The organism is Wenzhouxiangella sp. XN201 (assembly GCF_011008905.1).
GTDB lineage: Bacteria > Pseudomonadota > Gammaproteobacteria > Xanthomonadales > Wenzhouxiangellaceae > Wenzhouxiangella.
On record NZ_JAAIVI010000017.1, the window covers coordinates 571,309 to 584,589 of the forward strand.

At 62.0% G+C, this 13,281-nt stretch carries 9 protein-coding genes; 5 read left to right on the plus strand and 4 right to left on the minus strand.

Features of this window, described 5'->3' with window-relative positions:
- Window positions 1-37: 37 nt before the first annotated feature.
- The 3 genes from G4Y73_RS03050 to G4Y73_RS03060 all read left to right on the plus strand — a co-directional run bounded on the left by G4Y73_RS03050 (window position 38) and on the right by G4Y73_RS03060 (window position 6,187).
- Entirely contained in the window at window positions 38-3,355 is a 3,318-nt protein-coding gene (locus G4Y73_RS03050) for a hypothetical protein (protein ID WP_205596461.1), read from the plus strand.
- 190 nt (window positions 3,356-3,545) lie between these two features.
- Entirely contained in the window at window positions 3,546-5,468 is a 1,923-nt protein-coding gene (locus G4Y73_RS03055; protein WP_164229239.1) for a DEAD/DEAH box helicase, read from the plus strand.
- A 230-nt stretch (window positions 5,469-5,698) separates the two neighbouring features.
- On the plus strand, window positions 5,699-6,187 hold the full coding sequence (locus G4Y73_RS03060) for a hypothetical protein (protein ID WP_164229241.1): 489 nt from the start codon (window positions 5,699-5,701) through the stop codon (window positions 6,185-6,187).
- A gap of 116 nt (window positions 6,188-6,303) precedes the next feature.
- Here the strand turns inward: G4Y73_RS03060 and G4Y73_RS03065 are convergent, their stop codons facing one another.
- Entirely contained in the window at window positions 6,304-7,893 is a 1,590-nt protein-coding gene (locus tag G4Y73_RS03065) for a tetratricopeptide repeat-containing sulfotransferase family protein (protein ID WP_164229245.1), read from the minus strand.
- Window positions 7,894-8,083: 190 nt separating this feature from the next.
- On the opposite strand from G4Y73_RS03065, the gene G4Y73_RS03070 reads away from it, so the two are divergent.
- Window positions 8,084-8,965, plus strand: coding sequence for a sensor domain-containing diguanylate cyclase (locus G4Y73_RS03070; protein WP_164229254.1), 882 nt, complete (start codon window positions 8,084-8,086; stop codon window positions 8,963-8,965).
- Window positions 8,966-9,099: 134 nt separating this feature from the next.
- Here G4Y73_RS03070 and G4Y73_RS03075 read toward each other — a convergent pair whose 3' ends face one another.
- From G4Y73_RS03075 to G4Y73_RS03085, 3 genes are all read right to left on the minus strand, one after another.
- On the minus strand, window positions 9,100-10,020 hold the full coding sequence (locus tag G4Y73_RS03075; RefSeq protein ID WP_164229257.1) for a hypothetical protein: 921 nt from the start codon (window positions 10,018-10,020) through the stop codon (window positions 9,100-9,102).
- A 116-nt stretch (window positions 10,021-10,136) separates the two neighbouring features.
- Window positions 10,137-11,936: a M56 family metallopeptidase gene (locus tag G4Y73_RS03080; RefSeq protein WP_164229259.1), complete on the minus strand. Its 1,800-nt coding sequence runs from the start codon at window positions 11,934-11,936 to the stop codon at window positions 10,137-10,139.
- A gap of 28 nt (window positions 11,937-11,964) precedes the next feature.
- Window positions 11,965-12,366, minus strand: coding sequence for a BlaI/MecI/CopY family transcriptional regulator (locus tag G4Y73_RS03085; protein ID WP_164229261.1), 402 nt, complete (start codon window positions 12,364-12,366; stop codon window positions 11,965-11,967).
- A 295-nt stretch (window positions 12,367-12,661) separates the two neighbouring features.
- Between G4Y73_RS03085 and G4Y73_RS03090 the strand changes: the two genes are divergently transcribed.
- A complete protein-coding gene (locus tag G4Y73_RS03090) occupies window positions 12,662-13,177 on the plus strand; it encodes a hypothetical protein (RefSeq protein WP_164229263.1) in 516 nt (171 codons plus the stop codon).
- Window positions 13,178-13,281 lie beyond the last annotated feature (104 nt).

Here is a 13,281-nt window from a genome sequence, read left to right on the forward strand (position 1 = left end):
TGTTCTACTTAAGATACAGGATCCCGTGAGGACGCAAATGAAGATCTATCGAACTCTTGCATCACTGGTTTTCATCGCCTTGCTGGGCGCCGGGCTTGCCGGCTCGCACGCGATGGCCCAAGACAATGGCAACGGCGAGGATGAACAGAAGTCGGCGCTGGAGAAGGCGCTGGCCGGACTGGAGTTGCGCACCCTCGGCCCGGCGTTCATGTCCGGACGGATCGCCGACATCGCCATACATCCCGACAACCACAACGTCTGGTACGTCGCGGTAGGCTCCGGCGGCGTGTGGAAAACCACCAACTCGGGCACGACCTGGGAGTCGATCTTCGATGGGCAGGGCTCGTACTCGATCGGCGCGATCACGCTCGATCCGAAGAACCCCAGTACCGTGTGGGTGGGTACTGGCGAGAACGTCGGCGGCCGCCACGTCGGCTACGGCGACGGCGTCTACGTCAGCCACGACGGCGGCGCGAGCTGGAACAAGGTCGGGCTCGAGGGCTCCGAGCACATCGCCAAGATCATCATTCATCCCGAAGATTCCGACATCGTCTGGGTTGCCGCCGAGGGCCCGCTGTGGAGTTCCGGCGGTGAGCGCGGCTTGTACAAGACCACCGACGGCGGCGAGAACTGGACGCGGACGCTGGTCGGTGACGAAGGCGACGATGTCTGGACCGGTGCGACCGACCTGGTCATGGACCCGAGCGACCCGAACGTGCTGTACGCGGCCACCTGGCAGCGTCACCGGACCGTCGCGACCTACGTTGGCGGCGGACCGAACTCGGGCATTTATCGTTCGAGTGACGGCGGCGAGACATGGACCGAGCTGAAAAAGGGATTGCCTGAAGGCAACTTGGGCAAGATCGGGCTGGCGATTTCGCCACAGAAGCCCGAGGTGCTGTATGCGGCGATCGAAACCAACCGCCGCGAAGGCGGGGTGTGGCGCTCCGACAACCGCGGTGCCTCGTGGAAGAAGATGTCCGACCGCATCGCCGGCGGCACCGGTCCGCACTATTACCAGGAGATCTACGCCAGCCCGCACCGCTTCGACCGGATCTATTTCATGGACGTGCGCGCTTCGGTGTCCGATGACGGCGGCGCGACCTGGGAGTCGATTGCCGACGACTCCAAGCACGTCGACAACCACGCCCTGGCGTTCCGGAAAAACGATCCGAACTATCTGCTCATCGGCACCGACGGTGGGCTCTACGAGACCTTCGACCATGCCGCGACCTGGCGCTTCATCGACAACCTGCCGGTGACCCAGTTCTACAAGGTCGCCGTCGATGACGACAAGCCGTTCTACAACGTATACGGCGGCACGCAGGACAACAACACCCAGGGCGGGCCGGTGCGCACCGACAACATCTCGGGCATTCGCAATTCGGACTGGAAAGTCATCCTGTTCGGCGATGGCCACCAACCGGCGACCGAACCGGGAAACCCCGACATCGTCTACGCCCATTGGCAGCAGGGCAACCTGGTTCGCTACGACCGCACCACCGGCGAAATCGTCTATATCCAGCCGCAGGTCGGGCAGGACGAGGCGCCGAACCGGTTCAACTGGGACGCCCCCATCCTGGTCAGCCCGCACGAGCCGGCGCGGATCTACCATGCCTCGCAACGGGTCTGGCGCTCGGAGGATCGCGGTGACAGCTGGACCCGGATTTCGGGTGATCTCACGCGCGACCAGGAACGCATCGAGCTCGACGTCATGGGTCGCCAGTGGAGCTGGGATGCGCCATGGGATACCTTTGCGATGTCGAACTACAACACCATCACCTCCCTGGCCGAATCGCCGGTCGAGGAAGGCCTGCTGTACGCCGGTACCGACGACGGCCTGATCCAGGTCTCGGAAAACGGCGGCGAGAGCTGGCGCGAAATCGAGGTCGGCAAGCTGCCGGGTGTGCCCGACACCGCCTTCGTCAATGACATCAAGGCCGACCTGTTCGACGCCGACACGGTCTACGTTGCGCTCGACAACCACAAGTACGGCGACTTCGCACCCTACCTGCTCAAGAGCACCAACCGCGGCCGCAGCTGGCAGTCCATCGCCGGCGATCTGCCCGAGCGCCATCTGGTCTGGCGTGTGATCCAGGATCACGTCGATCCGAAGCTGATGTTCGCGGCCACCGAGTTCGGGATGTTCGTCACCCTCGACGGCGGCAGCGAGTGGAACAAGCTTGCTGGAAAAGCACCGACGATCTCGTTTCGCGACCTGGCCATACAGCGTCGTGAAGACGACCTCGTCGGCGCATCGTTCGGCCGGGGCTTCTGGGTGCTCGACGACTACAGCGTGCTGCGCGAAATCGACGACGAGACACTGGAACGGGAAGCTGCGTTGTTCGACACACGCGATGCGTGGTGGTACATGCAGCGCACCCCGCTGGGCAACAACGAACGCGGCTCACAGGGCCAGAGCATGTACATCGCGCCCAACCCGCCTTTCGGCGCGGTGTTCACCTACCACCTGGCCGAAGGCTACAAGACCGAGGCCGAAATGCGGCAAGAGCGTGAAAAGCCGCTGATCGCGGAGCGCGGGGACGTACCGTTCCCCGGCTGGGAGAAAGTCGAGGCCGAACGCCGCCAGCCCGAACCGGCGGTGATCCTGACGGTGCGCGACAGCGACGGCAAGGTCGTGCGGCGTCTCGAAGGCCCGACCGAAGAAGGCATGCATCGCGTGGCCTGGGATTTGCGCATGCCCGCGCCGAACGCGATCGGTGATACCGGCGGCTTCGGAGAACCCCAGGGTTTCATGGTCGCACCGGGCACGTATAGCGTCGAACTCGCCAGGCGTGTCGATGGCGAAGTCACCGCGCTGGCCGAGCCGCGTTCCTTCGAGGTCGTGCGGATGCGCGAAGGCGTGCTGGAAGGCGCCGAGCCGGAAGAGACGGTTGCGTTCTGGAAGCGCCTGCAGGACATGCAGCGCAAGGTCTCGGCAGCCAACCGGATCATTGAAGAGGCCCGCTCGCGGGTCGAGGCGATGCAGACCGCGCTCGCGCGCAGCACCGCCGAAGTCGGTGAACTCGACCGTGAGCTCTACACGGTCTCGCAGCGGCTCTACGAAATCGCCGAAGAACTCGAGGGTAAGGAGTCGATGGAGCAAATGAACGAGCCGCAGGGACCGACCATCGGCCAGCGGATGTTCGTTGCGATGATCGGCACCGGCCGGTCGACCTACGGGCCGACGCCGACCCACAAGATGAGTCTGGATATCGTCGAGCGCGAATTTACCGACGTGCGCGCCGAACTTAATCAGCTGGTCGAAGAGCGGATTCCGGCCCTCGAAGACGAGCTTGCCGAAGCCGGGGCGCCCTGGACGCCGGGCGCAGCCGTTCCGGCCTGGAATCGATAAGCACCGCCCCGGCTCCGGAGCCGCTCCGCGGTTCCGGGACGCCAGCGGAGATTGAGGAGATTCAGCACACCCACGATTTCGAAATCGTGGGTGCCGCCCATTGATCCGGTCTCGAATCAATTCGCGACCAGCGGGGGCGGCGGGGTCGGCTTGGGCGGTATCATGGAATATTCCGCTCGAGTCCCGAACCATGTCCGATTCCAACGACTCCACTCCGGGCTTCGATGCCCTGGGTCTTCCTGCAGAGCTCCTCGCCACACTGCGAGAACTCGGCTACGAAGCGCCGTCACCGATCCAGGCCGCGACGATTCCGGCGCTGCTGGCCGGGCGCGACGTGCTCGGTCAGGCCCAGACCGGCACCGGCAAGACGGCTGCGTTCGCGCTGCCCATCCTGGCCCGGTTGAAGCCCGGTGAGTCCCGTCCGGCCGCGCTGGTACTGGCGCCGACCCGCGAGCTGGCCATCCAGGTGGCTGAAGCCTTTCAAACCTATGCCAGCGGATTGCGGGGGTTCCACGTCCTGCCGATTTACGGCGGCCAGGCCTATGCGCCGCAACTGAATGGCCTCAAACGCGGGCCAGACGTGGTCGTCGGCACGCCGGGTCGCATCATCGACCACCTGGGCAAGGGCACGCTCAAGATCGATCAGCTCCAGACCCTGGTCCTGGACGAGGCCGATGAAATGCTGCGCATGGGTTTCATCGATGACGTGCGCGACGTCATGGAGCGCATCCCGGCGAGCTGCCAGAAAGCGCTTTTCTCGGCGACCATGCCGAATCCGATCAGGCGCATTGCCGAGCGCCACATGAGCGAGGCGGAGCACATCACGATCCGCTCGAAGACCACCACGGCCGCCAATACGCGGCAGCGTTACTGGGTCGTTAGCGGCATGCACAAGCTCGACGCGCTGACGCGCATCCTGGAAGTCGAGGAATTCGACGGCATGATCGTCTTTGCCCGTACCCGTATTGCAACGGAACAGCTCGCCCAGCGCCTGGAAGCGCGAGGCTTTTCGGCGGCTGCGTTGAACGGTGATGTGCCGCAGAAGCAGCGCGAGCAGATCGTTGACCGCCTGAAACGCGGCGAGATCGACATCCTGACAGCCACTGACGTAGCGGCCCGCGGTCTCGACGTGGACCGTATCAGCCACGTCGTCAACTACGACATTCCGCACGATACCGAAGCCTATGTCCACCGGATCGGGCGCACGGGCCGGGCTGGCCGGTCGGGCGAGGCCATTCTATTCGTCGCGCCGCGCGAGCGTGGCATGCTGCGTGCCATCGAGCGCGCGACGCGTCAGCCGATAGAAACCATGACCTTGCCGACCGTGGGCGACGTCAACGCCCAGCGCCTGGTCCGCTTCCAGGCGAAGATCACGGCTGCGCTGGAAAGCGAAGAGATGGACGCGGGACGAGAAACCGTGCGGCAGACACTGGATGCGCTGGATACTTCCATCGAAGACCTCGCCGCGGCGCTCGCGCTGATTGCGCGTGGCAACACGCAGAGACTGAGCGACGACCGTGCGCCGGCGTCATTCGCGGATTCGGGTTCGCAAGCCGAGCGGGAGCCGCGCGACCAGCGGGGTCGGGGAGCACCGTCGCGCCGTGACGCCAGGTCTGGGTCAGAGCGCAACGACGATCTGGTCAGTTATCGCATCGAGGTCGGTGCAAGCCACGGGGTTAAGCCCGGGAATATCGTTGGCGCCATCGCCAACGAGGCCGGGCTGGATGCCAGCCAGATTGGGCGGATCAATATCCAGCATGACTTCAGCACCGTCGATTTGCCCGCAAACCTGGCCGCAGACACTCTTGAGCACCTTCGCCGCGTGCGTGTTGCCAGCCAGCCTCTCTCGATCAGCATTGACTCCGGCGCGTCCAGCAAGCCCGCGTCTCGTCCGCCGGGTGGGCCGGGTCGGCACACTTCGAGTCCGGGGCGAGCATTCGACAAGTCTGGGCCGAAACACAAGGCCCGGAAGTCTGACGAGCAGAAGCCCCGAGATGAGGCAGGGAAGGGCACGAGCAAAAAGCCCGATGAACCGGACAAGCCGCGGCTGGTGCGTCCCGCCCGAACGCGAGCCGAACGCAAGGCTCAGTTGAAATCTCGTAAGAAAACCTGAAGAAAGAGCAAAATCGGCCTAGATCCGCGGCAACCACGATCTTGACTACAAGTTGCGCTTGGATTGATTGGGTACGGCGCTGCTCGTGGCCAGATCAGAGGCCGGCTTGGTGCCGGGAAACCGGGAAGTTGCAAAACAGTGCTCTGTTGAAGTACGATTAGAATCGTAGTATGTATTATCAACATCTCACGAGCGATGTGCTCGCAGGGACGCCATAAACGAGGTGCGTGATGCGTATCAATTTCATCCCCATGGTTCTGATGCTTCTGCTGATTGCCGGATGTGCCACCGTCGAACATCGCGTTGCCAGCGCGAAAGACCCCTTCGCCATGCCGATCGATGAGTTCCTGGAAGAAGTCGACAAACTGCGAGTCAGTATGGCGCAGGGCGAGCCGCGCGAATTCGAAGCGCAAGAAATCGAACAGTTTGATGAAATGAACGAACAGATCAGAGATCTCCTCGGAGATGCCACCGAACTCGAACAAATCACCATGTATAACCGTACGCGCCTGTACGAGTTACGCACTCAGATGGTCAAGATGATGGTCGGGGATGCCGACCCCACGATGATCTGTTTCAAGCAGCACACTACGGGTACACGACTGAGAGGAAACACGCGGTGCTATACGCTGCAAGAGGTGCAAGAAAACAAGTTCGAAGCGGAAAGGCTCACGCGATATATCCAGGATCTTCCTCAGGGTAGGCATCCTGACAGCTAGGATTCCGGCCATCGCTCCGTTTGCAGGGGCACTGTTCATTGCCATCTGAATAACTTAGGCAACATTCGGATGCTTGCCTTGGTGGCTCCATTCCCGCGCGTCCGGCAGGATCAGAGTCAGAGCGGTTGGTTCAGTGCCGTGGATCCGAGCCCACGCAAAAGCGGCTCCAGGTGCGCTTCGTAGTGGCGCCATCGGTTGATGGCGCGGCGGTAAAGCCCCTGGCGTACCTGCCAACTGCTCGCCGTGGTGACCACTTCCTGCCCCCGGGCATGGTCATCCGGGGCGGCTGCTGCGTCCAGACCACAGCAATCCAGCGCGGCGAGAATCGTGTCTTCGGGATCGGTCACCAGTTTCTCGTAGGACACGACATGGACCGGGTTCGGCAGCGCGGCGAGCCAGTGCTCTGCCAGGCGCTGTACTACTTGGATTTGTCGGCCACAGTGATACAGGTCATAGCTGAAACTCTGGCCTTTCTCGAAGCGGGTGAAATAGCAGGATAACCCCACGTCACGCGGATCGCGCCAGGTGAACAGGATCGGCGCCCGGGGCATGAGCAGGCCCACGAGCCCCAGGCGCCAGATGTTGCCCGGGAGCTTGTCGGTCAGCATGGATGCGCCGGAAGGCGCCGCGAGGTGCCGGTCAAGAATTTTCGCGGCTTGCTCCAGGACCCCGGGTTCGGCTTCTGCCCATTGCCGGGGCTCTCGCAGCTCGAGAGCCTCGGCCGCCTCGGTAAGAGCCGCCTGGAGTTCCTCGCGCTCGCCGCCGGCCTCCACGTCCGGATGGCGGGCCAGCATGGCTTCCAGCAGGGTCGTGCCGGAGCGGGGCATGCCGACGATGAAGATGCGGTCGGTGCGGTCAAGGGCCGTACCGCTTTCCTTACCAAGGCGCTCGGCCGAAAACGCCTCGATCAGGCTCTGGGCCCATTTGTCCCGCATTTCCGGGTCATGCTTGACGGCTGCGAGTTGGTTGGCCCGGTGATAAGCCTCGAATGCCTGGTCATATCGCCCCAGATCGTCGTTGAGCTTGCCGAGCGCTGAGTACAGCCAACCCGCCTCGCGCGAAGATCCCTCCCATTGCGCCGTCAACGCCTCGATCTGAGCGAGTTGCGGGTCGTCGATCTGTTCCGCCCGGCGCGCATGGGCCAGGTGAAAATGGGCTTCAGGGTAGGCGGGCTGGATCTCCAGCGCTCGACGGAAGGCGCCCTGGGCCTCGTCGAGCCGGCCCAGTGCCTGCAGGACCAGGCCACGGGCATGGTGCGCCCCGGCCATTCCGGAATCGTGCTCGCAGGCGGCCTCATAGGCCGACAGGGCCGCCCGGTAGTCGTCCAGCTCCTCGTGCACCAGCCCCAGATTGTAGTACGCGCCGGCGAAGCCTGACCGGAGGCGAATCGCCCGTTCCAGGGCTTTTCGTGCAGATTCCGCTTCCCCCAGTTCACGCAGCACCACACCCAGGCTGTTGTGGAAACGGGCCACCCGCGGCTGAATTTTTACGGTTTTGCGCAGCTTGGCCCTTGCGCCGGCGAGATCGCCCCGGCGATGGGCGATCAGGCCCGCCAGGTGCAAGGCTTCGGGTTCCCTGGGAGCAGCACGGAGTGCCTGGTCGCAGGCCCGCTCCGCCGCAGGCAGTTCCCCGCGTTGCAGCTGCCGTACGGCTTCGCGCAACTTCGTTCGCGGATCAACGGGATATGGCGGGGAGGTTCTGTTCATTCAATTGGCCGACAAATGCCAGATGGAGAATTCTTGATGTGGCGTGCCAACATGGTGGTTGCTTTTGTCGTGAATGGATTGCCTGTTTGGATGAATACTATTCTACCCACTCGGCTCGAGATGGTGAATTTCCCGGTCCGAGTCCCCGAAAGGAATACAATGGCCCATGTAAACTGGATTCACCTGGCCTATGCCTGTCAATTTGAAAGGGCTTGCTCCCAAACTGATCAACCTGATGCTGGACACGGTTTTCGTGGTTGATGAGGAGAGCCGGATCATCTTTGTGAGCGATGCCTGTGAGTCGTTGCTCGGTTACCGTGCCGATGAACTCACCGGCACCCTGATCACTGACTATATGCATCCCGAGGATCTGGAGATCAGCCTGGCTTCAATCCGTCGAGTCATGAGCGGCCAGTCTCATACCGATTTCCGCAACCGCTATGTCCGCAAGGACGGTGAAGTCGTACACATCCTCTGGTCGGCCCGCTGGTCGGAAGAAGACCGGGTGCGTATCGGTGTCGCGCGGGATGTGACGGCCCTCAGGCAGGCCGAGGAGGACCTACGATTCCTCGCCCATCATGATTCACTAACGGGGCTGACCAACCGATCGCTGTTCTATGATCGACTGAACACGGCTCTTAATATGGCGCGCCGCCACCAGAGCGGTCTGGCCTTGCTGTTTCTGGATTGTAATGACTTCAAGTTAATCAATGATGTCCATGGACATGCGGTCGGTGATCGTGTGCTGTGTTCGGTGGCACGACGGCTGGAAGGCTGTGTGCGTGCAACGGATACGGTGGCCCGAATGGGCGGTGACGAATTCACCGTTTTGTTGACTGACATCCAGTCGGCAAAGGACGTTTCCGCGAAGGTGGAGCAGATTCATGCGGCCGTTGCCGAGCCTTTGGACCCGGAGTTGGGCGAGATCACGCTGTCCTGCAGTATCGGCGTGGCCTGTTATCCCGCAGACGGAGAAGATGCAGATACGCTGCTGAGCCATGCGGACAGTGATATGTACCGGCTAAAAAGGTTCTACTCGGCTGCGAGAAAAATCAGGGCATCCGGGGCGTAGCCCGTCGCAACTGCTCCTTTCCGGCTGGCAAAGGAAGGGCTTCGCTGAGAACGGGTTTCCACCGCGCAAAGAATCCGGATCTGGCAGTTTCCGAGTCCAGGCCGGAGCGTCAGGCAGTGGGGATTCTGAAACTGTCAGTTGGACGGTGGCTCACCGCGTTCCGTTTGCGCCTGCGTCGCCGCCCGCTCGCGTGCCTGTCGCGCGGCACGGCGCCGTTTCTCCGGCGGTTCGGCCATGGTCTGCAAGGTTTCGAGTACGTTGACTTCACCGTCGCGCAGTAATCGGCCGAAACTCCTTCGGCATGCCGTCCAGGTGCCGCCGATGATGGCGAGGTAGATCGTCGTCATCAGTGCAGCGTAGGTCAACTGGTCGGCGAACTCGCCCAGCCAATGGGGCAGGTCGATGCCCAGGAAGCTCTCGAGCAGCACGCCGAGGATCGAACCGACGATTCCGATCTCCACGAACACCAGCACCATGACCCAGACCATGATCTTGAACACGATCAGCCGACGTACCAGCGCCTTGAACGCTTCGCGCCAAGCCTTGCTGTAGCACAGCGCCGCGACCGCGATCGCCAGGCCGGCCGCGACGGCCAGGGAATCGGCCAGTGCATCAAGCAAGCCGCCGATCGAGGTCCACGCCGGTGCCCCCGGCAGCGTCTCGAAGCCGTCGAGCCAGCGCCCCGCGAAGGACACGAATACGAGTGCGAGCGCTGGTGGGATCAGTGCCGCCGCCAGCCACGGAAAGTCATCTTCGCCCGCCGCCGGATCGTTGAACAGGTACTGGCGGTAGACCAACGCATAGCCCGCTCCGAACAGTACGGCCGCGACGTTGACGAACTCGAATATGGCGAAGCGCTCGAGCACTCCCTGCAGTCCGTATCCCAGGAGGATGCCGAGCAGGGTGACGGCGAGCACCGTCAGCCGTGGCCACGGGCCGAATACACGATCGAGACGATCGTCATCGTGGCGGTCATTGAACGCCTGCTGCAAGGCCGGCAGCATGTCGGTAAGGCCACGTCGGGCGACGCGGAAAAGATGGTGTGGGCTGTACATCAACCGGGCTTCCGGATTGGATACCGAAAAGCATCGCCCCGGAGCGCCTCCCGGTCAATGGGTTGGAGGGTAGAAAGCTCGGCGTCAGGCGGTAGATCCTGGGTGTCGCGTTGCTGCTATCGGCAGCGGGCGATCCGGGTGCCGGTGACTCGTTCACACTCCGGGGGATCGGTGAAGTCGAAACCCGTCTGGATCTCGTGGCGAACGGGCTCTCCGTTGCGCGTAAATGGCTCGAATTGCCATTGTTCGGCAGCCTGTACGGCCGCATTGCCAAAACCATACCCGCGCGGCGATTCTTCAACGATAGCGGTTTCAACGACGCGTCCGTCCCGATCCACGGTCAGCCGGACTTCCGCCCAGCCTTCCTGGCGTTGACGCATCGCGCCGGCCGGGTACCTAGGTTCGGATTGCTTGAGCACCGTGCCGCCGCTAATCCTGGCTGCCGGCTTCGGTTCAAGTGTCGCGATCAGCAACTCTTGGTCCACTGGCTCTTCGATTCTGGGTGTCGCTGTCACTGCAGCGAGTGTGACATCGGTCAGCCCGGGGACATTCGGTTCGGACGAGGACTTCACGGTCGGCGAGGTGGCGGCCACCGGTTCTTCGGTGCTTGAGGTGGCCGTGATTGGTTCGGCATCGTCGGTGCTTGCAGGCGCCGCCGGCTCGGTCGGTTCGTCTGCGAGTGCCGGTTCGGGATCGAACCGCTCACTGGCGGGACCGGCTTCGTGCGGTTCAGGCTCGGTGGTGAAATTCGGCATGGTCACGAGCTCCGGAGCAGCGTCCAGTTCCGGCTCGGTACCGGTTGATTCAAGGCTTGTTTGTGACTCGAGGGCTACCTGGTCTTCATTGCGTGCAGGTGCGGCCGGAGCCGAATCCGCTTCGACAACCGGCGCCGATTCGGTCACAGCGACCGGATCCTGCTCGGACAGCGCGTTCAGGCCGGTTGAAACCAGTCCGGCCGCCAGGCTGATCAGGACGACGGTCAACAAGGCTGTGCCGGAGATGATCGATCCGGGTTGTCGGGGTTTCGGAGCCAGCAGGTTCCGCACACGCGTCACCAGCTGGTGATCGGCCATGCCAATGGCCAGCTGCGGACGGTTACCGCGTGCCTTTTCAAGCTTCAACAGGGTTTCGACATAACAGATGCGGTCGCCGGTCAGGCGCGCGGCCTGGTCATCGCTGGCCAGTTCGCGCTCCGCTCGAATGACACTCGAAACCCAACGCACGACGGGATGATAGAAGAGCAGGGTCTCGACGATGTTCTGGAAAAAATTGACCAGGTGATCCGCGCGTTGCAGATGGGCCAGTTCGTGCGCCAGGACCATTTCAAGCTCGCGTGACGACAGCCTGTTGACCAGCCCGACCGGCAGAAGAATCAGGGGCCTGAGCACGCCAATCAGCATCGGCCCGGCGATCCGGTTCGAGAAAGCCAGGCCGACCTGCCGGGCCAAGTTGAGCTCGAAGGCCAGTTGCTCGAGCTGCGATTGAATACTCGCCGGAATTCGGAAATCGGCGTTTCGCCGCAACTGGCTGACATGCCACCAGCCTGCGCCCAACCGCACGCTCATCAACACCACACCGCAAAGCCAAAGTCCAACGATAACTGGCAAGAATGCCGCGAGCGTCCATCCGGATGAACTTGCTATCGAACTTGCCGCACTGGATTGGAAGCTTTCCTGCATGATCGCCAGACCGGTGACCGCGTGACTGTCGGTGCCGGTCGACAGCCACGCAAATGTCAGTAGCGGCGCCAGAGCCAATAGGAGCAGGCACACCACCGCCCAGTTATAGCGGGCCACGGCAGAGACTCCCTGCATTGCAAGTCGTCCGGCTGCGAACAGCAAGCCGATCAGCAGGCCCTGCCAGGCGAAGTGGATCAGGACGAGTCCGATAGTTTGTATCAATTGGGAATCAATCATGCGTCCGCTTGCCTCACTGATTCCAGGGTCAGTCGCGCTCTGATGATTCGGGCGATTTCATTTTCATTTCTTCGATCAGCCGTTCGATTTCTTCCAATTCCTCCAGGCTCGCCGGCCGCGACAAGCCGAGTGCCTGGATGACCAGTTCGGATGCCGAGCCCTGATAGACCCGTTGCATGAAGTCGTCGAGCATGCCCCGGCGGGTCTCCTCGCCATCAATGCAGGCTGCATAGCGGTGCGCACGGGTGCTGGTCTCACGCTCGACCAGCCCCTTTTCATGCATGATCTGCAGCTGCTTGAGCGTGGTGGTGTAGCTGACGCCGGATTTGCTGGCCACCGAATCGTGAATTTCCCGCACGGTGGACGGCCCCTTCTTCCAGAGTGCCTGCAGCAACTTGAGTTCGGACTTGGTTGGTGCGGGATTATTCATGGCCAAGTTGGTGACTGGTTTGGTGTTGTGATCTTGAATGGTTGCAACAGAGCATGCTCCTGATGTACGATTGATTTCGTACGAGACGGTATCAACACGTTAGCTTGAGTATATCTCATCAACAAAGGCGGTGCAGAGAGCCTGAATTCGACAGTTTCGTATCGGCATCGCGGAATTTGTGTTTCCGGTGCCACGGGCCGAGAGCGTACTGGGTCGGTGGGCATGATCGAACGCCCGATCCAGGCAAGTTGGTCCGGTCAGATGCTCGCGGCATTGCTATTTGGAGAGGTGCGCCATGCGTTTTAAGGCCATTCTTGTTGTCTTGATGATCCTTCTGGTCGCGGGCTGTGCTACCAACAGCAAACGGCTCGCCGGCCCGGAAGACCCCTTCGCCATGCCGATTGAAGAATTCCTGCAAGAGATTGAAAGATTGCGTTCCGGTCTGGCGGACGGCGAGTTCCGAGAAATCGAAGACGAAGCACTGGCACGGTTTGACGAGATCGATGAGAAGATCGCGGTGCTAATCGGTGATGCTACCGAGCTCGAACAGATCGCCATGTATGACCGTCAACGACTGTATGAGCTGCGTACCGAGATGGTTAACCTGGTGGTTGGTGAGAGAGAACCCACGCTGGTCTGTTTCAACCAGCACTCTACGGGTACGCGCCTGCGCGGTTCCCGACGCTGTTATACGCTGGCCGAGCTGGAACGCAATCGGTTTGATGCGAGGCAGCTCATGCAGTACATCGAGAACCATCCCCGGGGACAACACCCCGATGGCATGGACCCTTTCGAACCCCTTGTTCAATAGATAGCTGCACGCTCGACCAACTCCGTTGCGTGCACCGCAATCAGCTCATGTTCAGTGGCTGAGTACTCGACCTGCTCTGGGTAGCTGCCATACCAACGTGCTCT